This window comes from Ectopseudomonas khazarica (assembly GCF_017915135.1).
In the GTDB taxonomy this organism is placed as follows: Bacteria; Pseudomonadota; Gammaproteobacteria; order Pseudomonadales; family Pseudomonadaceae; genus Aquipseudomonas; species Aquipseudomonas khazarica.
In genome coordinates, this window is record NZ_CP068551.1 from 4,201,710 (window position 1) to 4,222,762 (window position 21,053).

Here is a 21,053-nt window from a genome sequence, read left to right on the forward strand (position 1 = left end):
TGGCGGCCACACCTTTGACCATGAAAAAGCCCCGCACGAGGCGGGGCTTCTGTTCAGCAGGACACTCAGGCTACTTCAGATACTCAGTACCTTGTCGCCACGCGAGATACCTGTGACGCCACTGCGTACCGTCTCCAGGATCGACGCGGTGCCGATGGCCTGGATGAAGCTGTCCAGCTTGTCGCTGGTGCCGGTCAGCTGCACGGTGTAGACGCTGCTGGTCACATCCACGATCTGGCCGCGGAAGATGTCGGTGGTGCGCTTGACCTCGGCGCGCTGGGCGCCGGTGGCCTTGATCTTGACCAGCATCAGTTCGCGCTCGATATGGGCGCTCTCCGACAGGTTGACCAGCTTCACTACCTCGACCAGCTTGTTGAGGTTCTTGGTGATCTGCTCGATGACCTCGTCATGCCCCACGGTGGTCAGGGTCAGGCGCGACAGCGTCGGATCCTCGGTGGGCGCCACGGTAAGGCTTTCGATGTTGTAGTTGCGCTGCGAGAACAGACCGACCACGCGGGACAGTGCGCCCGGTTCGTTTTCCAGCAACAGGGAAATGATATGTCGCATCTTAGGTCCGCTCCGTCTTGCTCAGCCACATGTCACGCATCGCACCGTCTCTGATCTGCATCGGATAGACGTGCTCGCTGTCGTCCACGGCAATGTCGAGGAACACCAGGCGATCCTTCATGGCGAAGGCTTCTTCCAGACCGGACTTGAGGTCCTTGAGCTGGGTGATGCGCATGCCGACGTGGCCATAGGCCTCGGCCAGCTTGACGAAGTCGGGCAGCGACTCCATGTAGGAGTGCGAATAACGGCTGTTGTACTGCATGTCCTGCCATTGGCGGACCATGCCCAGCGCACCGTTGTTCAGGTTGACGATCTTCACCGGCAGGTCGTACTGCAGGCAGGTCGACAGCTCCTGAATGTTCATCTGGATGCTGCCTTCGCCGGTCACGCACGCCACGTCGGCGTCCGGGAAGTTCAGCTTGATGCCCATGGCGGCAGGGAAACCGAAGCCCATGGTGCCCAGGCCACCGGAGTTGATCCAGCGATTGGGCTTGTTGAAGCGGTAGTACTGCGCCGCGAACATCTGGTGCTGACCGACATCGGAGGTGACGTAGGCATCGCCACGGGTCACTTCGCACAGGGTTTCGATCACGCTCTGCGGCTTGATGATCGAGCCGTCGCCCTCGTTGTAGGGGAACAGGCGGCCGCTACCGCGCCACTCGTCGATCTGCTTCCACCAGCTGGCCACGGTGTCCTTGTTCGGGGTCTCACCGATTTCCTTGAGGATGGCGACCATCTCGGTCAGCACGCTGTCCACCGGGCCCACGATAGGAATGTCGGCCTTGATGGTCTTGGAGATCGAAGCCGGGTCGATATCGATATGGATGATCTTGGCGTTCGGGCAGAACTTGGCCGCGCCGTTGATCACGCGGTCATCGAAGCGTGCACCCACGGCGAGGATCACGTCGGCGTGGTGCATGGCCAGGTTGGCGGTGTAGCTGCCGTGCATGCCGAGCATGCCGAGGAACTGGCGGTCGGTGCCCGGATAGCCGCCCAGGCCCATCAGGGTATTGGTCACCGGCAGGTTGAGCATCTGCGCCAGCTCGGTCAGCGGCGCGGAGGCGCCACCCATGATCACGCCACCACCGGAGTACATCACCGGGCGCTTGGCCGCCAGCAGCATCTCGGCTGCCTTGCGGATCTGCCCGGAGTGACCGCGAACGGCCGGGCTGTACGAACGCAGCTTGACCTTCTTCGGGTACACGTATTCGAACTTCTGGGTGGGATCGCCCATGTCTTTGGGGATGTCCACCACCACCGGCCCCGGACGACCGGACTCGGCGAGATAGAAAGCCTTCTTCAGCACCTCGGGGATTTCCGACGGGTGCTTGATGATGAAGCTGTGCTTCACGATCGGACGGGAAATACCGACCATGTCGGTTTCCTGGAAGGCATCGGTGCCGACCATGGCGCTCGGCACCTGGCCGGAAATCACCACCATCGGGATGGAGTCCATGTAGGCAGTGGCAATGCCGGTAATCGCATTGGTCGCGCCCGGGCCGGAAGTCACCAGCACCACGCCGGCCTTGCCGGTGGCACGGGCATAGCCGTCAGCCATGTGGGTCGCAGCCTGTTCGTGACGCACCAGGATATGGGTCACTTCCGGTTCTTTGAACAGGGCATCGTAGATATGCAGGAGAGCACCGCCAGGGTACCCATAGATGTGCTTAACGCCTTCGTCACGCAGGAAGCGGACGACCATTTCAGCGCCGGATAAAAGCTCCACGTTGTTCACCTCTTGAACGCCAGTATGCCACCCGCCAACGGGTAGCCCTAAGTAGGTTCTTACTGTCAGCGGACACGCACGACGGTGATCGTGGATTCGGAACATCAGCTTGACGAGTAACGGAGCAGCCCATGGTCTTGCGGGGCTGGCCCTCCCAGCGCGAGGTAACGCGTTGCGGGTGTCACGGTTCGGCGCGGGTAGCGCCTCTTTCCCCCGAGCTGGAGGACGCTTGCGGCGGACTCCACTACGGGGAAGGCTGGATTGTTCGGGTTCAACGAAGGCAAGTCAAGAGATGCTTGACCTATTATTCGAAGTGCGGCTGTGACGCAGCGCAGGATGAAGATCCCTGGCTTTTGGTTATAGTAACCAGCAGTACCGCAGCTCTCGACAAAGGAAACAGCATGCGCCACATGATTCTAACGGGCAGTCTGATGCTCGCCCTGAGCGCAACCGCAATGGCCAGCCAGGTCTACAAGTGGGTGGACGACAACGGCGTGACCCACTTCGGCGCACAACCGCCTCAGGGCCAGCAGTCCACCACCATCAACACCTCTGCACCACCACCGCGCCCGGCGCCCAGCGCGCCGGCACCGGCCGTCGAGCAAGCCGACCCCGAGCAGGCGGCCATCGATAACAAGGTCAAGCAAGACGTGGCGAAGCAGGAAGCCGAACGCAAGAGGTACTGTGAAAATGCCCGCACCAACCTGGCTCAGCTGGAAAACAACCCGCGCGTACGAGTCGAGGAAGAAGGCGAATTGCGCCGCATCGGCGAGGACGAACGTCAGGAACGCATCACCGAACTGAAGAAGTCCATCACCGAAACCTGCAAGTGACACCGAACGCGCGCGTCCTCAGGACGTGCGCGTCAACAGGCGATCGAACTCACCCAGCAGCTCCAGCAAGCGACGGGTGACACCCGACTGCTCGCGGTACACCATCTCGGCCATCGGCTGGATTCCCGACACCGATGGCAAGGCCGCATCCGCCTCCAGCAACTGTTTCATCCGCGGCAGGAAGATCCACTGCAACCACTGCTCGAAGGTCAGGGTGTCAACACAGAACGGCTCCTGGCTGGCCAGCGCTTCTGCGCTGGGCGCCTGCTCCTGCCACCAGCCCAGTACGCGCAACTCACGCTCGATGAGCAGCAGATGCTCGGCCAGCTCATTCTCTCGTGCATCCATCAGAGGCTCACCCGCGCGCGCTCACGGGCCTGCGCCGCGCCAGCGGAGTCGCCCTGCCGCTCACGCGCCTGGGCAATCAGGTTCCACAAACTGGCCTGCAGGGCAGGACGGCCACTGGCATAGGTCAGGCCGCGACGGGCGAACTGTTCGGCCTGAGCCGCATCGCCCTGCGCCAGGCGCACCTCGGCCAGGCGGTAGAGCACCTGCGGCTCACGCGGCGCGATACGCTGGGCGCGCTCGAGACTCGAGGCGGCGCCATTAAGATCACCACCGCCCTGTTGCTGCTGCGCGGTGGTCAGCAGCGCCAGGACCGGCCCATCCAGCTGCTCGTCGGCCGCCAGGCCACCACCACTGGGAATGCCGCTGGGCGCACTCGGCACGGAGGACGAGTCGAAACCGCCCTGCCCCATGCTCACCGGCGGCTCGTCGAAGGTCAGCCCACCGTTGGCGGGAGCACCCTGCGGCCCGGTCTGCAACGGCGCGGAAGCGGCGCCCTGAGGCACCATCACCACCACGCCGGAGTCCTCTTCGAACGGCTGCGACTGCGCACCGGCAGGCGCGGAGGCGGCGTTACCGGAGACACGGCCAGCCGACAGCGGCGTGCCCGCATCGACGACAGGAATCGAGCCACGCGGCACCGTACTACAGCCTGCCAGGGTCGTCGTTGCCAGCAAGGCCACAAGCCACTTCTTGTTCACATCCAATCCTCTTCAGCTCACGCCGGGGAACGCACCCCGGCCGTCAATCCAACCAGCCCCGCACCCAGTCCATCACCGACTCCACGGGCGCCTGAATACCGCAGGCGGAGCCAGGACTGGGTTCGCTGCCGCGAATATAAGGCATCTGCACCGCATCCGGGCAGCCCGACGCCGAGCCGAGACCGGTCTGGCGATCCACCCAGGCCAGGGTGACGTTATCCGGCATGGGCATGTCCAGCGGCAACGGATCGGCCTTGCGCATGAATCCCGTCCAGACCTGCAGCGCACCGGTTGCACCGGTCAGCGGGGTGGGACCGTTGTCATCGCGCCCCAGCCAGACGACAGAGAGCAGGTCCTGACTGAAGCCGGCGAACCAGCTGTCACGCGAGTCGTTGCTGGTACCGGTCTTGCCGGCCAGGTTCAACGAGCGGGGCAGCTGGCTGTACACCGAGCGCCCCGTGCCCTCGCGCATGGTGCGCTGCATGGCGTTCTGCACCAGGTAGATGGCCCCCGGATCGAAGCGCTGCTGGATCTTGAACGGGTAACGACCGAGCGGCTCGCCTTCGGCGGTGAGCACGCTGCGGATACCGCGCAACGGGGTGTTGAAGCCACCGTTGGCCAGGGTCTGATACATCCCCGCGACTTCCATCGGCGTCAGCGCTCCGGCCCCGAGGAGCATCGAAGGATAAGCCGGCCACTTGCGCTCGACACCCAGTCGCTCCAGGGTCTTGAGCACGTTCGGCACACCGATCTCCAGGCCGAGCTTGGCCGTGGACAGGTTGTAGGAATGCGCCAGCCCCTGGTACAGGTAGATCGTGCCGTGCGCCTTGCGGTCGTAGTTCTGCGGCGTCCAGACCTGACCATCCTGGCCCTTGATGGAGAACGGCTCGTCCTCCAGCCAGCTGGTCAGCGTGTACTGGCTGGGACGCTCCAGCGCGGACAGGTAGATGGCGGGTTTGATCAGCGAGCCGATGGGGCGCACGGCATCCATAGCCCGGTTGAACCCGGCGAAGCGTGGCTGGCGGCTGCCGATCAGCGCCTGCACCTCACCCGTCTCGGGATTGGTCACCACCATGCCGGCCTGCACCTGGTCGACCCCCTTGCGCCCGGCCAGGCGCTTCAGCGTTTCGGCCAGCGCCTCTTCGGCCTTGAGCTGCAGGATCGGGTCGAAGCTGGTGAAGATGCGTAGGCCCTCTTCGGTCAGGTCCTGCTCCCGGTAATCCTCGCGCAGCTGGCGTTTGACCAGGTCGAGGAAGGCCGGGAACGAGCTGTCGGCCATGCTGCCACGGGTGGTAACGCCCAGCGGCTTCTGCTTGGCGGCGGCGGCTTCCTCGGCGGTGATCGTGCCCTGCTCGGCCAGCAGGTCGAGCACCAGGTTGCGCCGGGTCATCGCACGCTCGGGGTTGCGCCGGGGGTTGTAGTAGGTCGGCCCCTTGACCATGCCCACCAGCAACGCCACCTGCTCCAGCTTCAGCTCGGAAATCGGCTGGCTGAAGAAGTACTGACTGGCCAGGCCGAAACCGTGTACGGCGCGCTGGCCATCCTGACCGAGAAACACCTCGTTCATGTAGGCTTCGAGGATCTCGCGCTTGTCGTAATGCAGCTCGAGCAGCACCGCCATCATGGCTTCGGTGGCCTTGCGCGCCAGGGTACGCTCGTTGTTCAGGTAGAAGTTCTTCACCAGCTGCTGGGTCAGGGTACTACCGCCCTGCACCAGGCGCCCGGAGGTGGCGTTGATCCACAGCGCACGGGCGATCCCCTTGGGGGAAACACCGAAGTGATCGAAGTAGTCGCGGTCTTCCACCGCCACCAGCGCGTCGATCAGATAGGCCGGAACCTGATCCAGCTTGATCAGGATGCGATCCTCCTGATGCGCCGGGTACAGACCGCCGATCAGCAGCGGCTCGAGCCGCGCCACGGCCAGATCGCCGCCATCGCCCTTGTTCAGGCCGGCGACGTAGTCCCCGGAGAAGCGTACCCGGACTCGTTGCGACGGCTCGGCGCCTTCGTAGAACTGAAAACCGCGGCTGTGCAGTTCGATGTTGTTGCCGGCGACCGACACCGCCCCCGGACCGTTGACCACGCTTTCACGGCGATAGCCCAGCGCATCGAGTTCGCGCAGGAAGTCGTTCTTGGCCAGTTTCTGCCCGACGAACAGTTCCAGCGGTCGGGCATAGACCTTCGCCGGCACCGTCCAGCGCTTGCCGGAGAACTTCTCCTGCACGACGGCATCGAGATAGACGGCAAAACCGGCCAGGATGACCAGACCGACCAAGCCGAGCTTGACGCCCCAGGCGAACCAGGGACGCAGAGCGGATGAGCGGGACTTTTTCTTTGAGCGGGGAGAACGTTTTCGAGTCATGGCGGAATTATACGCACTTTAGATAGGGGCCAGCAGCGTCGCCCGGACAGTTTGCAGAGCAGCTCACAGCGGCCATAATGCCCAGCTCGAACAGCGTCTAGAACAAGGATCGAACGTGAGCCAAGCCCTGATTGCCGCATTGCAGAACCCGGCCCTGTATCCGCATCCCGTGGAAGGGTTTCAGGTGATTGAGACCCACATTTCCTGGGTTTTGCTCACTGGCAAGCATGCCTACAAGATCAAAAAGCCGGTCAACTTCGGTTTTCTCGACTTCACCGAGCTCGACGCACGTCGACATTTCTGTGAAGAAGAGCTGCGCCTCAACCAGCGCCTGACCCAGGACCTGTACCTGGAAGTCGTGGCCATCGGTGGCAGCGAAGACGCTCCCAGCCTCGACGGCAGCACACCGGCCATCGAATACGCGCTGAAGATGCGCCAGTTCCCCCAGGAGCAACTGCTCAGCGCCATCCAGGCACGCGGCGAGCTGGGCGACGCCCACATCGACGTCCTTGCCGAGCAGATCGCCAGATTCCACATGGACGCCCCCGTCGTGCCTCAGGATCACCCACTGGGCAGCGCCGAGGCGGTGATGGCACCGGTGCAGCAGAACTTCGAGCAGATTCGCCCGATGCTCAGCGATGCGAACGACCTGCAGCAACTCGACGCACTCGAGGCCTGGGCGCAGTCGAGCTACGATCGCCTGCAACCGCTGCTGGCGGAGCGCAAGGCACAGGGTTTCATCCGTGAGTGCCATGGCGACATCCACCTGGGCAACGCGGCACAGATCGATGGCCGCGTGGTGCTGTTCGACTGCATCGAATTCAACGAACCCTTCCGCATGACCGACGTCACCGCGGACATCGGCTTCCTGGCGATGGACCTCGAGGACCGTGGCCTCAAGTGCCTGGCACGCCGCTTCATCAGTGGCTGGCTGGAACACACGGGTGACTACGCTGCCCTGCACCTGCTGAATTTCTACAAGGCCTATCGCGCCATGGTGCGTGGCAAGGTTGCCCTGTTCCGTCTGGGCCAGGAGCAGGACCCGGTGCAGCGCGCCGTCATTCTCCGCCAGTACCGCGGCTATGCCGCCCTGGCCGAGAGCTACAGCGCCATCCCCTCGCCATTCCTGGCCATCACCCACGGCGTGTCGGCCGTCGGCAAGAGCCACGTGGCCATGCGCCTGGTCGAAGCGCTGGGCACCATTCGCCTGCGTTCCGACGTCGAGCGCAAGCGCCTGTTCGGCGAGCAGAACGCCGCAGCCAAGGACAAGCTGGCTGCCGGCATCTACAGCGAGGACGCCAGCCAGGCGACCTACACCCGCCTGCACCAGCTGGCCCGCCAGATCCTGCAGGCCGGCTTCCCGGTGGTGATCGATGCCACCTACCTCAAGGCGGCGCAGCGCGAGGCAGCCAGCGAAGTTGCCGAGGAGCTTGGCGCGCCGTTCCTGATTCTCGACTGCCATGCACCCGAGGCGGTGATCGCCGGCTGGCTGGAGCAACGGCAAAGCGAGGGCACGGACCCTTCCGATGCGACCCTGGACGTCATCAAGGCCCAGCAGGCCGGTCGCGAAGCGCTCAGCAGCGAAGAGCTGAGCCACAGCAAGCGCGTCGACACGCATGACAGCGCCAGCCTCGACGGCCTGGTCGAGCAGATTCGCCAGCGCCTGCCCGGCATCTGAGCCCATCAGAGGTTGGCCACACCCTGCCGGGCAAAGCCTGGCAGGGCTTCTATACTGCCGGTGACACCACTACCGGTATCTGCCATGAGTCAGCCACGCCAGCTCGATCATCCGCTCTATCACCTCCTGCATAACGACGACGTGCAAGGCTTCAATGCGCAGAAGCCCAAGGGCGTCGAGGTCGACCTGTCCGGCGGCGACTTTCGTGGCCTGGACCTGCGCAATCTGGACACCGAAAGCATCAACTTCACCGACGCCTACTTCCGTGGCGCCGACCTGCGCGGCCTGGACTTGCGCAACGCCAGGATAGAAGGCGCGAGCCTGGCGCACGCGCAGATTTCCGGCGCCTACTTTCCCGTCGAACTGACTGCGGACGAGATCCTCATGTCGGTGAACTTCGGCACACGCTTGCGCTATCGCACGAAGTGACTGCGCAGATGTAGCGACGCAACAAGCACCAAGGCAATTGGCCGCTACACTGAGTAGCAGGCATGCCAACGTGATTTTCAGCCGCACGCATGGAGGCCTGATGAACGACGAACTGCAACACCTGAAGAACCTGGGCAAGACCTCGGCGCAATGGCTTCACGCCGTGGGCATCCACAGCGCCAACGACCTGCGTCGCTACGGTGCCGTCGGGGCCTATCGGGCCGTGCGGGCCCGTGGGTTTCGTGCCTCCAAGGTGCTGCTCTACGCCATCGAGGGCGCCCTGCTCGACGTGCACTGGAATGAACTTCCGCCTGCGCACAAGGCAGAACTGAACGGCAAGCTGGACGAAGCCCAGACCTGCAACAAGAGCTAGCTCACAACACGAGCGCAAGGTGATTTACTCGAACGCTGCCGCAGCCTATTGTTTCAGGGACCTTCGTGTGGTCAGCCAGCCCAGCCAGTTCAAGGAATTACGGTTATGTATTTACTCGGGGAGCAACCGGCCTACGCCGATCAGTTGATCAATCGCCTGCAGAGTATCCCCACTCACTTGCTGGAAGGGCTGCAACCCGCAGGCGAAGCGCTTCGCCTGGAGCGAGTCGACGATCTGGCGCGGGAGCTGCCGGGCAACCAGCTGTTCATCATCGAGAGCGGCCTGCTCCACGCGGTGGTCGACGAGCGTCCGCTGTTCTACCTGCAGGAAGGCGATCTGGTCGGCCTGCGCCAGGGGATCGACCTGCCCAGCTGCCGCTACAGCAGCGAGGAGCCCATCAGCCTGATTCCCTTCTCGCGCAGCGAAGTGTTCCAGCACATTCACGCCGACGAGCAACGCCAGGAGCAGTTCATCCACTACCTGATCGGTCACACGGCGCTGCTGTCCGACGCCCTGGCGCGTCTCAAGCAGCCGGAAATCCGTCCGGCCACCGGCTTCCAGCACTTTGCCGCTGGCGAGGAACTGATCCATCAGGGCGATGAAGCCGACCACGTGTTCATCATCATCGAAGGCCACGCCGAAGCCTATGTCGACGGCCAGCGGGTCGGCGACGTGCAGAAGGACGAGATATTCGGAGCCATGGCGGTGTTCACCCGCGAGAAACGCAGCGCCACGGTCATCGCCAGCGAACCCTGCACGGTGATGGTGATCCCCAAGGAGCAGTTCCTCAGCCTGATGCAGAGCAACCCGCGCATCGCCCATAGCCTGATCGAGAGCATGGCCCGCCGCATCGACCTGCTGAACAAGGAAATCACCCAGCTGCGCCAGCCTGGCGAATCCTGATCATCGCCTCCCGACAGAAAACCCCGGCCAGATGCCGGGGTTTTGCGTTTATGGGCAGGCTCATCGCGGCCGCCGTCCGTTTTCGAGAAAATTCTCAAAAGGCGTTGACATGAAAATGAGAATTGTTATTATTGCCTCAACTGGTCGCGAGATCAGCCGATAAGCTAAAGAGACCATTCAGTCGGACTCTTCAGATTATCTCCTCATCAGGCTAATCACGGTTATTGACCCGGCTCTTTGCCGGGTCTTTTTTTGCCTGCGCGGCAGGATTCTCCACCACCAGCGTTTCATGAGAAAAATTCTCAAAAAGGCGTTGACCGATAAATGATAATTGTTATTATTACCCCATCTGATCGCGAGATCAGTCGATAAGCTAAAGAGACCATTCAGTCGGACTCTTCAGATTATCTCCTCATCAGGCTAATCACGGTTATTGACCCGGCTCTTTGCCGGGTCTTTTTTTGCCCGCACGAAACACGCTGCGGCCGCTTCAGTCGTCGACCTGCGCCAGCCAGTCCGGCAGATTGAAATGCAGGCTGATACGGCTGATCAGCCCCTCGCGAATCTCGAAGAACGCCCCTACCCGCAGCGCGTAGCGTTGCCCGCACGCCTCCGGCAGCCCATCGTCGGTTGCCAGGTACTCCCCGGCGACGTGGTACTCGCAGGCCGCATGGGCGCCCTGCGGATCGGTCAGGATCACCAGTCGTTCGAGGGTTTCGCGGTAACACTGCATGTGCCGCTCGAGGTAGTCCGCGAAGGCTGCGCGGCCATGCTCGGCGACCCCCTGGTTGGGCTCCAGGATCAGGTCATCGCTGACCAGCGCCAGACAGGCACGGACATCGCGGTCGTTGAGTGCATTGAAGTAACGGTGCAGCAGGTCGCGAACAGCGGCGGGCATGGCGCAGGCTCCAGATCGGCAAAGCGCCGAGGATACCCCGCAGCCATCCCGGGAAAGGCGGCTAGGGTCGCAGTTTGGCGCAGTGGTCCTGCTCCGGCTGCGCCGCGGTGAACCAGACGTAGTCCGCCATCGATGCATCCACCTGACGCCCGACTTCGGCCAGCATCAGCACGGCATTGCCCTGCCCCGCTCCGAGGTCTGCCAGGTGCAACGGCACCCCCAGGTCCTTGCGCGCATGAAAGGCACCTGCCAGCAGCAGGCTCGGTCGCGGCGCTGCCAGCAATGCCTCGGCCATGCGCCGATCACGCTGCTGCTGCACGGCCAGCATCGCCGGCACCTGGCTCTCCGGGAGCAGGCCGCAGTGCGACTCGCGGATATCGCGCTGCAGCCGCTGCTGCACCGCCGCAGCGGTAGAGGCCTGCCCCTGCAACGCCGGACGCTGCTGGTAGATGCGCATGATCTCTTCCCGGTCCAGATTGGCCGCCAGCAATGGATAGGGCTGGCGCAGCTGGTAACGCACCAGCGCACCGTACATCGCCCAGTCCCATCCGGGCTGCCAGGCCAGGGCCCGGATGGCGTCGAGCGGAGGGCGCCCCGCACGCGTCTCGGCTCGGACCTGATCGACCCTGGCCTGCTGGCTCGGGTTGAGCATTTCCAGCAGCACACTGCCCTGCGGACGCTGGGCCGCCAGCTCACGCGACAGCCACAGTTGCAGGGCGTGGTGATCCGGGTTGTCGTGCTGCTCGCCGACCACGACCCGCGATGCCCGCGCCAGGCGCTCGACCAGTCGCTGCGGCGTGATGCGTTCACCGCTGCGCAGGTCGAGTATCACCCCCAGGTCGGCGTGGTCGCGCCCCTCGCTGGCGATAGGAGACGGCGGTGGCAGTACGCCTCGGGACTGGCAGGCGACCAGCAGGGACAGGCAACACAGCAACAGTATTCGCATGGCAAGCTCCAGCATCGAGTCAACGCGCCACGATCAGTGGATGGCCGCGCTCCGGGTGTCGCTGTATCAGCACGTCCAGACCGAACACCGCACGCAGGGGCTCGGCCCGCAGCACCTCGTCGGGGCTGCCCAAGGCGTGGGGGCGTCCCGCCTGGAGCAGGAGGATACGGTCGCAGTATCGCGCCGCCAGGTTCAGGTCATGCAGGATCACCAGCACCGCGGCACCCTGGCTGGCGAAGTCACGTACCGCCTGCAACGTGGTGTGCTGGTGCAGCGGATCGAGCGCCGAGGTCGGCTCGTCGAGCAGCAACACCTGCCCCTCTCCGCCCGGCCAGAGCTGCGCCAGCACGCGCGCCAGGTGCACACGCTGGCGCTCGCCACCGGACAGCGCCAGGTAACTGCGCCCACGCAGGTGCTCAGCATCGGCTGCGCGCAGCGCCATGGCGACGATCTCGGCGTCACGCACACGCCCGCTGGCATGCGGCAGACGCCCCATGCCGACCACCTCTTCCACCGGGAAGGCGAAGCTCAGCGTCGAACTCTGTGGCAACACCGCCAGCCGCCGGGCCCGCTGACGTCCGTCCCAGTCACTCAGGGCGCGTGCATCCAGGGTCACCCGTCCGGCGCTCGCCTCGAACTCCCCGCACAGGGCCCCCAGCAGGGTGCTCTTGCCGGCACCATTGGGGCCGAGCACGCCCAGCACGTCGCCAGGCTGCAACCTCAGGTCGATATCCCCCAGGACGGTTTTGCCGCCCCGGCGCACGCTCAGCTGTTCTGCGCGCAACATCAGGTTCGCCCCCGCACCAGCAGATAAAGGAAGAACGGCGCTCCGATCAACGCCGTGACGATGCCGATCGGCAATTCCGCCGGCGCCAGCAGCAGGCGCGCCAGCAGATCGGCCAGCAGCAGCAGACTGGCGCCGGCCAGCAGCGATGCCGGCAGCAGCACCCGGTGATCGGGGCCGACCAGCAGACGCATCAGGTGCGGGACCACCAGGCCGATGAAACCGATCAGGCCGGCCGCTGCCACCGCAGCGCCGACGCCCAGCGCCGTGCACAGCACCAGCTCCAGCTTGATCCGCTCGACATCGAATCCCAGATGACGCGCTTCGGACTCGCCCAGCAGCAGCGCGTTGAGCGCCGCGGCGCGGCGCGGCAGCCACAAGGCGATGGCCAGGGTCACCAGCAGCAACGGCCACAGCCGTGGATAGCTGGCGCCGTTGAGGCTGCCCAGATTCCAGAAGGTCAGGCTACGCAGGGTGGCGTCATCGGCCAGGTAGGTGAACAGGCCGACACCGGCGCCGGACATCGCGGTCAGCGCGACCCCGGCCAGGAGCATGGTGGCGACGTGGGTCTGCCCGTCGCGACGCCCGAAGCGATACACCACGGCGGTCACGATGAGACCGCCGCTGAACGCGCAGAGCGACAGCAGATAAGGCGCGATGGCTGACGGCAGACCGCCGATCATGCTGCCACCGACGATGGCGACAGCCGCACCCAACGCGGCACCACCGGCGACCCCGACCAGGCCGGGGTCAGCCAGCGGGTTGCGGAACAGCCCCTGCATGGCCACGCCGGACAGCGCCAGCACGATACCCACGCACAGCCCCAGCAGGCTGCGCGGCAGGCGTATCTGACCGAGGATCAGCTCGGCCTGCTGCAGGCCCTCCCCGTCGATGGGCAGGCCCAGCAAGCGCAGCGCGGCCAGCAGGGTATCGCCCAGCGGCAGGCTGACCGGCCCCAGGGCCAGCGACAGCCAGAACGAAAGCAGCAGGAGGACGCCCATCGCCAGCAGCAATGGGCGGGGACGAAAAACAGGATTCATCGGTCGAGTTCGGCCGTCAGAGCTGGCTCGGAAGGATAGAACGCCGCCGACAACTCGACCAGCCCCTCGGGCAGGCGCGGACCGAGCCCGCCCACCAGCAGCGTCGGATCGAGGCTCAGCACACGGCCGTCACGCACGGCGCTGGTCTGCGCCAGCAGCGGATTCTGCCGCAGCACCGCCTGACGCGCCTCTTCCCCCTGCAGACTGCGGTCGGCAACGATCAGCACCTGTGGGTCCATCGCCAGCAAGGCCTCGCTGCAGATCGGCTTGTAGCCGCTGTGCTCGGTGCGACTCTCGCCACCGGCCCGCTCGATCAGCCACACCGCCAGGCTGTCCTTGCCGGCCGCCATGAGGTTGCTGCCAGCATGACCGAGCAACATCAGCACACGCGGTGCCGGCTGGCGCTCGCGCGCCTTGGCGACCCAGGCCGCCTGATGCTGCAGAGCCTGGCGATAGGCCGCGATCTCTTCATGCGCCTGCTGCGGCCTGCCGAGCAGTTCACCCAGACGCAGCACATTGCTTTCGAGCGCATCCAGATCGGGCCTGGCCGACAGGCTCTCGATACGAATGCCGGCGGCCTTGATCTGCGCGAGCACCGGAGGCGGCCCCATTTCTTCGCTACCGATCAGCACGTCCGGGTGCAGCGACAGCACCCCCTCCGCCGACAAGGCCCGCTGATAGCCGACGCTCGGCAACTGCTGCAGCGATTGTGGATGCAGGCTGGTGGTATCGACGCCGACCAGCTTGCTCTCGCCCCCCAGGCGCACTACCCACTCGCTGAGCGAGCCACCGGAGCTGACCCAGCGTTGCGGCAGCTCGCCCGCACCGGCCAGGGGAGCAAACAGCAGGACGCTGCACAGCGCCAAGGTTCCACTCAAGCGCATGTCAGACCTCCAGTGCCGCGATGGACTCGGCCAGTTCGCGCCAGTCGTCACGCTCGGCCATGCCCGGCTTGCGGGCCCCGAACAGCTGGACCACCAGTTCACCCTCTTCGTCATAGGCCTCCAGGCTGGTGATCACGCCATCCACGCTGGGTTTGCGCACGCGCCAGAGTTCGACCACGCCAGGGGTTCTCAGGTGCAGGTTGAACTCGGCATCGAGCACGTTGAACCAGTTATCCAGCCAACGCAGATTGCGCACCGGCCCCGTGTGAATCTGGATGCAGTGACGGTTACCGACGAACACCATGATCGGCACCTCACGCGCTGCCGCCGCCTCGATCAGCCTGGGCAGTTCGGCGCTGGCCAGCGGCTCGGCCCACTCATGACCGGCCAGGCGCAGGGCCTGAGTACGGGCCAGATCATGGCGCTTGAGCATGGCGAAGAAGTGATGCGTGTCCTTCAGCGCGGCCCAGTCGGCACGCAGTGCCCCCACATCGACCTGATCGTCGCCACGCGGCGCCTTGCGCTCGGCCGGCGGCAGCAGCTCCAGCTCGGCACTCTGCACCTCGGCCCGGAAGCGTTCGACCAGCGGCGCCCAGGCCGCGTCGTCGCTCCTGTCGGTCAGGTAGACCTTGTGTACCGCAAGCCCCTGGCGGTCGAAGATCTGGATGCTGCGCTGCACGCCACGCTCGCCGTTCTCGGCGACGGCGAACACGCTGGCCCACTGCGCCATGAACAGGCGCAGGTCGATGTCGGCGGAGACCACCAGCCCCATCGCCCCGTTGGCACTGACGGAAACCTCGCGGTAGTGCCCCTTGCGCTCGTGCACGCAGTGCTCGTTGCGGGTCAGCGCCATGATGTAACCCAGCGTCCCCAGCGCAGGCAGCAACTCGGGCCAGTCACAGCGCAGGCGCACGGCATCCACGCCGAGGCGACTGGCGGTCAGCTCGGCCTCGCTGACACCCAGTACGGCAGCCGCATCACGGGCCCGCAGACAGGGCTGTTCGAGACGCAGGGCCTGCCAGGCCCGGTACAGATCGATGGCCGGCAAGGCGGCGGGATTCACACTATTCATCAGGACAACTCCTCTCACGGCAAGACGTGCCCGCTGTTCCTGCACAGCGACGGCAATCTACAAACGATAATCTATATGAGAATTATTTGCATCAGATAAATAATCTGGTTACCGTCTTGCGTCGTCGCCAACCAGGCAGTCGCAGAACTGCCCAGCACGCACGGAGCCATTGCCATGCCCCTTCACCCGCCCTATGCCCGCCGCCCATGGCTGGCGTTACTGATGCTGTGCCCCTCCCTCGCCCTGGCCGATACACCGGCCGAGCTCCCCGATGTCGAAGTCACCGCCAGTGCGGCCGAGCAGCCGTTGCCGACCACCACCCGGACCGATGCCGAGACCCTCGAGCGTCGTCAGATACGCAGTTTCGATGACTTGTCGCGACGCGCCGAACCGGGGGTGAACTACAACCGCAGCAACAACAGCATCAACATCCGCGGCCTGGATCGCGATCGCGTGCTGACCACCATCGACGGCATCCGCATGCCCTGGCTGAACGACGCGGTGCGCGAAGTCAACGGCGGCCTGGACAGCATCGACTTCCAGAGCCTGTCATCGATCGACGTGGTTCGCGGTGCCAACTCCAGCCAGCTCGGCTCGGGGGCCCTTGGCGGCGCCCTGCAACTGCGGACCCTGAGTCCGGATGACCTGCTGGGTAACGACGACAGCTTCGCCGGCCTGGTGAAGAGCGACTACGACAGTGCCGACCGCAGCTGGGGGTTGAATGCGGCCCTGGCCGGTCGGATCAACGACACGGCCTGGCTGCTCCAGGCCGGCGGCCGCCAGGGCCACGAGCTCGACAGCCAGGGCAACGACAACCTGCTCGGCACGCAGCGCACCGCCGCCAACCCCAGCGATAGCGAACAGCAGAGCCTGCTACTCAAGATCCAGCAGAAGCTCGCCGCAGGCCACCGCATCGGCATGACGGCCGAGCTGTTCGAACGCGTCGAGGACATGGACAGCCGCATCAACCAGGGTACGGCCAACTACCCCCGGCACTACGACACCCGCGAGACCAACGAGCGCAAGCGACTCTCGTTCGACCATCAGTACCGCGCCGCAGGCAGCGACAACCTGCTGGACTGGGCCGACACGGTGGTCTACTGGCAGAAGCTCTATCGCGAGGACGAAGTCGACGCCACCCGCGCCGGGACGCTGGCCGGCCCCTTCGGCCGCGCCAACGAGATCGAGAAGAGCCAGTACGGCATCAGCAGCAGCCTGGGCAAACAACTGGGCCGCCACGACCTGACCCTGGGCATGGAGTGGAGCCGCCTGGAAGCCGAGCAGTACAGCAGCGGCTACGATGCCTGCCCCAGCGTGCTGGTGCCTCCCTTCCCGCCGCAACCGGGCAGCACGCCAGCCGGCATCTACTTCTCCTGCGTCAACCTGCACACCAACCAGGCCGAAATGCCGAAGACGCCCGGTACGCTGCAGGGCCTCTACCTGAAGGATGAGATTGCCCTCAGCGACACCCTGACCCTGACGCCGGGCGTGCGCTATGACCACTACGCGTACAAGCCGAGCAGTTCCACCAGCGGCTACGTGCTCGCCGGCGACAGCGTGATGCTCAGCGAGAACAAGGACGCCAAGTGGTCCGGCAGCCTGCTCCTGACCTGGCAGGCCCACGAGCTGGCGATCCTCTATGCGCAATGGGCGCAGGGCTTCAAGGCGCCGGACGTCAACGAGCTGTACAGCACCTTCACCAACGCCGGCATGGGCTACGCACGGGTAGGCAACCCCAACCTCAAGCCCGAGGAAAGCACCGGCTACGAAGTCGGCGCCCGCCTCGGCGACAGCCGGCTGGGGGGCTCGGTCAGCCTGTTCGACAACCACTACAAGAACTTCATCGACAGCATCAGCGCCGACGAAGAGGACTATGGTTTCCAGGCGGGCGAATTCCCCACCTTCTTCGAAGTCATGGCCAACCGCGACAAAGTGCGCATCTACGGCGCCGAAGGCAGCGCGCACTGGCAGGTCATGCCGTCCTGGCAGCTCTGGTCCTCGATCGCCTGGGCCGTGGGCAAGGACCGCGAAACCAGGCAGCACCTGAACTCGGTCGCGCCGCTGACCGGCACCCTGGGCCTGAGCTACACCCGCCAGCGCCATGGCGCGGACCTGATGCTGACCGCCGCGCGCCGTCGCGACAAGGTCGAGAATGACAGTGACTTCAAGGCCCCGGGCTATGCGGTGGTCGACCTGACGGGCTACTGGCAGCCCGCAGCCCTGGACGGCGTCAAGCTGCAGGCCGGCCTGTTCAACCTGTTCGACAGGAAGTATTGGAATGCGCTCAACGTGCCCAGTGCCGCCGGCCGCAGCACGCCTCAGCCGGTCGACTACTACAGCGAGCCAGGCCGCACGTTCCGCGTATCGGCCTCCTGGCAATTCTGAGTTCCACTTGGCGCATGGATGCGCCCTCCTCCTTCCTGCGGGATAATCGGCCTCGCTGACGGCGCCACGCGCCACCTTCTACCCATGGCAGAAGGGCATACACGAGAGAACACGATGATCCGCTTATGCAGCCCACAGGAACTGACCGAAGGTCAGAGCCGGGGCTTTCTGATTGAGCAACTGAACCTGTTCGCCGTACGCCGCGACGGCCAGGTGCACGCCTACCTCAACCGCTGCCCACATCGCGGCGTTGCCCTGGAATGGCAGAAGGACGGATTTCTCGATGACAGCGGCAGCCTGATCCGCTGCGCCACCCATGGCGCGCTGTTCCTGATCGAGAGCGGCGAATGCGTGGCCGGCCCCTGCGAGGGACAGGCGCTGCAAGCGCTGGAATGCCGGGAAGACGCCGACGGAGTCTGGATCGTGCCCTAGGCCAGCACGTCCAGACGACGAACCAGCGAGATACCCTCGGGGCTGAGCTCGGCGCCGTAGGCCAGCACTTCGACCCCGGCCGCCTTGGCCTCGCGCAGCCCCGCCGCGTAGACCGGGTCGATTTCCTCGGCGGCGCGCACGGCGGCGATACCGGAGAGATTCACGCAATACAGCTGCACCGTGCGCACGCCGGCACGTGCCAGCGCTGCCAGCTCACGCAGGTGCTTGGCGCCGCGCTGCGTCACCGCATCGGGAAAGGCCGCGACATCGCTGCCGTCGAAGCCCAGGGTGACACTCTTGACCTCGACGAAGGTCGGCCCCCGGGGGAAATCCAGGCGAAAATCGGCGCGGCTGTTCTCCACTCCGTAGGGCACCTCACGCTTGAGCGCGGTGAAACCGTTCAGTTCGCTGATCAGCCCAGCGCGCAACGCCTCCTCCACCAGTGCATTGGCCCGCGCCGTATTGATGCAGGCCAGGCGGCCTTGCGGCGTCTCGCTGATTTCCCAGCTCCCCGGCAGCTTGCGCTTGGGATCGTTGCTGCGGCTGAACCACACGCGGCAGCCTTCGCTCATACAGTTGAGCATCGACCCGGTATTGGCGCAGTGGATGGTCAGCGCCTCGCCGCTGGCCGTCTCGATATCGGCCAGAAAGCGCTTGTAGCGACGCAGCAGGCGCCCTTCTTCGAGGGGCGGATCAAAGCGCATCGGGATCCCAGCTCTTCAGGCCACGGGCGATGCGTTCGACTGCCTGCTGCAGGCGCTCGACGTTCTGCGTATAGGCGAAACGCACATGATGCCCGGCCTGATAACGGCCGAAATCCAGCCCCGGGGTGAACGCCACGTGCTCGGTTTCGATGAAGTGGCGGCAGAAGGCGAAGGCATCGCCACCGAAGGCGCTGATGTCCGCATATAAATAGAAGGCGCCTTCAGGCGTGGCGGCGATGCCGAAGCCCAGCTCGCGCAGCGCCGGCAGCAAGTAGTCGCGGCGGCGCTGGAACTCGTGGCGGCGTTCTTCGAGGATGGCCAGGGTATCGGCCTCGAAACAGGCCAGCGCAGCGTGCTGAGCCATGCTCGGCGCACTGATGTAGAGGTTCTGCGCCAGCTTCTCCAGCTCCGGCACCGCCGCCTCGGGCGCGACCAGCCAGCCCAGGCGCCAGCCGGTCATGCCGAAATATTTGGAGAAACTATTGAGCACGAAGGCCTCGTCATCCACCTCCAGCACGCTGCTCGCATCGCAACCATAGGTCAGCCCGTGGTAGATCTCGTCCACCACCAGATGGCCGCCGCGCTGCTTGATGCTCGTCGCCAGGGCCGCCAGCTCGTCCTTGTGCAGCAGGGTACCGGTAGGGTTGGCCGGCGAGGCGACCAGGGCGCCGACGCTGGCGGAGTCCCAGTGCCGCTCGACCAGCTGCGGAGTCAGCTGGTAGCGCACGTCCGGGCCAACCGGCACCAGTTGCGCAGCCCCTTCGACCAGGCGCAGGAAGTGGCGGTTGCACGGATAGCCGGGGTCGGCCAACAGCCAGTGCTTGCCGGGATCGACCAGTAGGCTGGCGGCCAGCAGCAGGGCGCCGGAGCCGCCCGGCGTGATCAGGATGCGCTGCGGGTCGACGTTCAGCCGATAACGCTCGGCGTAGAACGCGGCGATCGCCTCGCGCAGCTGCGGCAAGCCCCGCGCGGCGGTGTAACGGGTATGCCCGGCTGCCAGGGCGGCCTGGCCCGCGCGGATGATCGGCTCGGCGGTGGTGAAATCCGGCTCGCCGATCTCCAGGTGGATGACGTCGTGACCGGCTGCCTGCAGCTCGTTGGCCCGCGCCAGCAGGGCCATCACATGAAAGGGTTCGATGGCGCGACTGCGCCCACTGTAGAGCTGAGCCATGGGCCTGCCTTCACGGTTGCGAGCGGCGGATTCTAGCAGGGCTGCTCGGGCAAGCGGCAAGGACGCCGGGCACCGCTACACTTGCCGATCAGGCCCATGCAGATTTCATTCACCCCCCGGAGGGGCAGAGACAACCGGGAGTAGCGCGCCCCGATTCGATCTGGTAAGTTCGCCGGCTTGCAGTCGCAGGGCCGGAAAACCGTCTGGCAATGGAATAACCTGCGCGATGGATTCGAAAGAGTGAGAGGCGTCATCCATGCCCACAAAAGAAAAAGCCCAAAGCACCAGCCAGCTGATTCGTGGTTTCGAGCCCTATCAAGAGAAGAAGGGCGAGGAATACATGAGCGAGCCGATGCGCGCTCACTTCACCAGCATCCTCAATAAGTGGAAGCTGGAGCTGATGCAGGAAGTCGACCGCACCGTGCACCACATGCAGGACGAAGCGGCCAACTTCCCCGATCCGGCGGATCGCGCCAGCCAGGAAGAAGAGTTCAGCCTGGAGCTGCGTGCCCGTGATCGCGAGCGCAAACTGATCAAGAAGATCGACGAGACCCTGCAGCTGATCGAAGACAACGATTACGGCTGGTGTGACTCCTGCGGCGTCGAGATCGGCATTCGCCGACTGGAAGCCCGCCCCACCGCGACCCTGTGCATCGATTGCAAGACGCTGGCGGAAATCAAGGAAAAGCAGATCGGTTCCTGATCCGACGACGGGGCGCTCAGGCGCCCCGTTGCATTTCTGGGGAGAGGGTGATTCAGCGCATGCCCTCTCCCCCGGCCCCTTACCCATGAATGGGAGAGGGGAGAAAACAACCCCTTC

General features: G+C 64.9%; 21 protein-coding genes. 8 read left to right on the top strand and 13 right to left on the bottom strand.

Going from position 1 to position 21,053, the window contains the following annotated elements:
* Positions 1-75 precede the first annotated feature (75 nt).
* On the bottom strand, positions 76-567 hold the full coding sequence (ilvN, locus tag JLK41_RS19790) for an acetolactate synthase small subunit (RefSeq protein WP_037057275.1): 492 nt from the start codon (positions 565-567) through the stop codon (positions 76-78).
* A gap of 1 nt (position 568) precedes the next feature.
* Entirely contained in the window at positions 569-2,293 is a 1,725-nt protein-coding gene (locus JLK41_RS19795) for an acetolactate synthase 3 large subunit (protein ID WP_037057293.1), read from the bottom strand.
* Between the two features lie 401 nt (positions 2,294-2,694).
* Between JLK41_RS19795 and JLK41_RS19800 the strand changes: the two genes are divergently transcribed.
* On the top strand, positions 2,695-3,126 hold the full coding sequence (locus JLK41_RS19800; protein ID WP_210389651.1) for a DUF4124 domain-containing protein: 432 nt from the start codon (positions 2,695-2,697) through the stop codon (positions 3,124-3,126).
* Between the two features lie 18 nt (positions 3,127-3,144).
* On the opposite strand, the gene JLK41_RS19805 is transcribed toward JLK41_RS19800, so the two are convergent.
* Genes JLK41_RS19805 through mrcB form a run of 3 tightly spaced genes read right to left on the bottom strand, consistent with a single transcriptional unit; the run spans position 3,145 to position 6,534 of the window.
* Complete coding sequence (locus tag JLK41_RS19805) at positions 3,145-3,474, bottom strand: YqcC family protein (RefSeq protein WP_210389652.1); 330 nt, start codon at positions 3,472-3,474, stop codon at positions 3,145-3,147.
* Complete coding sequence (locus JLK41_RS19810; RefSeq protein ID WP_210389653.1) at positions 3,474-4,172, bottom strand: tetratricopeptide repeat protein; 699 nt, start codon at positions 4,170-4,172, stop codon at positions 3,474-3,476. Before JLK41_RS19810 ends, JLK41_RS19805 begins: the two co-directional genes overlap by 1 nt.
* Positions 4,173-4,215: 43 nt before the next feature.
* Positions 4,216-6,534 (bottom strand): penicillin-binding protein 1B, encoded by a 2,319-nt coding sequence (gene mrcB / locus JLK41_RS19815; RefSeq protein ID WP_134675626.1) that lies wholly within the window; start codon positions 6,532-6,534, stop codon positions 4,216-4,218.
* A gap of 115 nt (positions 6,535-6,649) precedes the next feature.
* On the opposite strand from mrcB, the gene JLK41_RS19820 reads away from it, so the two are divergent.
* From JLK41_RS19820 to JLK41_RS19835, 4 genes are all read left to right on the top strand, one after another.
* The gene (locus tag JLK41_RS19820) at positions 6,650-8,212 is read left to right on the top strand and encodes a bifunctional aminoglycoside phosphotransferase/ATP-binding protein (RefSeq protein ID WP_210389654.1); all 1,563 of its coding nucleotides are present in this window, start codon (positions 6,650-6,652) and stop codon (positions 8,210-8,212) included.
* A gap of 84 nt (positions 8,213-8,296) precedes the next feature.
* A complete protein-coding gene (locus tag JLK41_RS19825) occupies positions 8,297-8,641 on the top strand; it encodes a pentapeptide repeat-containing protein (protein ID WP_037057286.1) in 345 nt (114 codons plus the stop codon).
* 100 nt (positions 8,642-8,741) lie between these two features.
* Complete coding sequence (locus JLK41_RS19830; RefSeq protein WP_037057288.1) at positions 8,742-9,014, top strand: TfoX/Sxy family protein; 273 nt, start codon at positions 8,742-8,744, stop codon at positions 9,012-9,014.
* 105 nt (positions 9,015-9,119) lie between these two features.
* Positions 9,120-9,917 carry a Crp/Fnr family transcriptional regulator gene (locus JLK41_RS19835; protein ID WP_037057290.1) on the top strand — a complete coding sequence of 266 codons (798 nt, stop codon included), beginning with the start codon at positions 9,120-9,122 and terminating at the stop codon, positions 9,915-9,917.
* Between the two features lie 490 nt (positions 9,918-10,407).
* Here JLK41_RS19835 and JLK41_RS19840 read toward each other — a convergent pair whose 3' ends face one another.
* From JLK41_RS19840 to JLK41_RS19865, 6 genes are all read right to left on the bottom strand, one after another.
* The gene (locus tag JLK41_RS19840; RefSeq protein WP_210389655.1) at positions 10,408-10,815 is read right to left on the bottom strand and encodes a nuclear transport factor 2 family protein; all 408 of its coding nucleotides are present in this window, start codon (positions 10,813-10,815) and stop codon (positions 10,408-10,410) included.
* A gap of 61 nt (positions 10,816-10,876) precedes the next feature.
* Complete coding sequence (locus tag JLK41_RS19845) at positions 10,877-11,761, bottom strand: ChaN family lipoprotein (protein ID WP_210389656.1); 885 nt, start codon at positions 11,759-11,761, stop codon at positions 10,877-10,879.
* Between the two features lie 19 nt (positions 11,762-11,780).
* On the bottom strand, positions 11,781-12,548 hold the full coding sequence (locus tag JLK41_RS19850) for a heme ABC transporter ATP-binding protein (RefSeq protein ID WP_134675630.1): 768 nt from the start codon (positions 12,546-12,548) through the stop codon (positions 11,781-11,783).
* On the bottom strand, positions 12,548-13,585 hold the full coding sequence (locus JLK41_RS19855; RefSeq protein ID WP_037050749.1) for a FecCD family ABC transporter permease: 1,038 nt from the start codon (positions 13,583-13,585) through the stop codon (positions 12,548-12,550). Before JLK41_RS19855 ends, JLK41_RS19850 begins: the two co-directional genes overlap by 1 nt.
* A complete protein-coding gene (locus JLK41_RS19860) occupies positions 13,582-14,469 on the bottom strand; it encodes a heme/hemin ABC transporter substrate-binding protein (protein ID WP_210389657.1) in 888 nt (295 codons plus the stop codon). Before JLK41_RS19860 ends, JLK41_RS19855 begins: the two co-directional genes overlap by 4 nt.
* Position 14,470: 1 nt before the next feature.
* A complete protein-coding gene (locus tag JLK41_RS19865) occupies positions 14,471-15,541 on the bottom strand; it encodes a hemin-degrading factor (protein WP_210389658.1) in 1,071 nt (356 codons plus the stop codon).
* Positions 15,542-15,715: 174 nt separating this feature from the next.
* Between JLK41_RS19865 and JLK41_RS19870 the strand changes: the two genes are divergently transcribed.
* Both JLK41_RS19870 and JLK41_RS19875 read left to right on the top strand, forming a co-directional pair.
* Positions 15,716-17,926, top strand: coding sequence for a TonB-dependent hemoglobin/transferrin/lactoferrin family receptor (locus JLK41_RS19870; RefSeq protein ID WP_210389659.1), 2,211 nt, complete (start codon positions 15,716-15,718; stop codon positions 17,924-17,926).
* A 114-nt stretch (positions 17,927-18,040) separates the two neighbouring features.
* A complete protein-coding gene (locus JLK41_RS19875; RefSeq protein ID WP_210389660.1) occupies positions 18,041-18,358 on the top strand; it encodes a Rieske (2Fe-2S) protein in 318 nt (105 codons plus the stop codon).
* Here the strand turns inward: JLK41_RS19875 and sfsA are convergent.
* Both sfsA and JLK41_RS19885 read right to left on the bottom strand, forming a co-directional pair.
* Positions 18,355-19,062 carry a DNA/RNA nuclease SfsA gene (gene sfsA / locus JLK41_RS19880; RefSeq protein WP_210389661.1) on the bottom strand — a complete coding sequence of 236 codons (708 nt, stop codon included), beginning with the start codon at positions 19,060-19,062 and terminating at the stop codon, positions 18,355-18,357. The two genes, JLK41_RS19875 and sfsA, sit on opposite strands and share 4 nt — an antisense overlap.
* Positions 19,052-20,233, bottom strand: a complete 1,182-nt coding sequence (locus JLK41_RS19885) for a pyridoxal phosphate-dependent aminotransferase (protein WP_210389662.1) — start codon at positions 20,231-20,233, stop codon at positions 19,052-19,054. Before JLK41_RS19885 ends, sfsA begins: the two co-directional genes overlap by 11 nt.
* A gap of 256 nt (positions 20,234-20,489) precedes the next feature.
* On the opposite strand from JLK41_RS19885, the gene dksA reads away from it, so the two are divergent.
* Positions 20,490-20,936, top strand: a complete 447-nt coding sequence (dksA, locus tag JLK41_RS19890) for an RNA polymerase-binding protein DksA (RefSeq protein WP_047591187.1) — start codon at positions 20,490-20,492, stop codon at positions 20,934-20,936.
* Positions 20,937-21,053 lie beyond the last annotated feature (117 nt).

Bases quoted from the DNA above. Each gene is read 5' to 3' on its own strand.
- JLK41_RS19825 (WP_037057286.1), top strand. From the start codon at position 8,297: ATGAGTCAGCCACGCCAGCTCGATCATCCGCTCTATCACCTCCTGCAT.
- JLK41_RS19855 (WP_037050749.1), bottom strand. From the start codon at position 13,585: ATGAATCCTGTTTTTCGTCCCCGCCCATTGCTGCTGGCGATGGGCGTC.
- ilvN (WP_037057275.1), bottom strand. From the start codon at position 567: ATGCGACATATCATTTCCCTGTTGCTGGAAAACGAACCGGGCGCACTG.
- JLK41_RS19830 (WP_037057288.1), top strand. From the start codon at position 8,742: ATGAACGACGAACTGCAACACCTGAAGAACCTGGGCAAGACCTCGGCG.
- dksA (WP_047591187.1), top strand. From the start codon at position 20,490: ATGCCCACAAAAGAAAAAGCCCAAAGCACCAGCCAGCTGATTCGTGGT.
- JLK41_RS19800 (WP_210389651.1), top strand. From the start codon at position 2,695: ATGCGCCACATGATTCTAACGGGCAGTCTGATGCTCGCCCTGAGCGCA.
- JLK41_RS19805 (WP_210389652.1), bottom strand. From the start codon at position 3,474: ATGGATGCACGAGAGAATGAGCTGGCCGAGCATCTGCTGCTCATCGAG.
- JLK41_RS19840 (WP_210389655.1), bottom strand. From the start codon at position 10,815: ATGCCCGCCGCTGTTCGCGACCTGCTGCACCGTTACTTCAATGCACTC.
- JLK41_RS19875 (WP_210389660.1), top strand. From the start codon at position 18,041: ATGATCCGCTTATGCAGCCCACAGGAACTGACCGAAGGTCAGAGCCGG.
- JLK41_RS19865 (WP_210389658.1), bottom strand. From the start codon at position 15,541: ATGAATAGTGTGAATCCCGCCGCCTTGCCGGCCATCGATCTGTACCGG.
- JLK41_RS19860 (WP_210389657.1), bottom strand. From the start codon at position 14,469: ATGCGCTTGAGTGGAACCTTGGCGCTGTGCAGCGTCCTGCTGTTTGCT.
- JLK41_RS19835 (WP_037057290.1), top strand. From the start codon at position 9,120: ATGTATTTACTCGGGGAGCAACCGGCCTACGCCGATCAGTTGATCAAT.
- sfsA (WP_210389661.1), bottom strand. From the start codon at position 19,062: ATGCGCTTTGATCCGCCCCTCGAAGAAGGGCGCCTGCTGCGTCGCTAC.
- mrcB (WP_134675626.1), bottom strand. From the start codon at position 6,534: ATGACTCGAAAACGTTCTCCCCGCTCAAAGAAAAAGTCCCGCTCATCC.
- JLK41_RS19850 (WP_134675630.1), bottom strand. From the start codon at position 12,548: ATGTTGCGCGCAGAACAGCTGAGCGTGCGCCGGGGCGGCAAAACCGTC.
- JLK41_RS19870 (WP_210389659.1), top strand. From the start codon at position 15,716: ATGCCCCTTCACCCGCCCTATGCCCGCCGCCCATGGCTGGCGTTACTG.
- JLK41_RS19885 (WP_210389662.1), bottom strand. From the start codon at position 20,233: ATGGCTCAGCTCTACAGTGGGCGCAGTCGCGCCATCGAACCCTTTCAT.
- JLK41_RS19845 (WP_210389656.1), bottom strand. From the start codon at position 11,761: ATGCGAATACTGTTGCTGTGTTGCCTGTCCCTGCTGGTCGCCTGCCAG.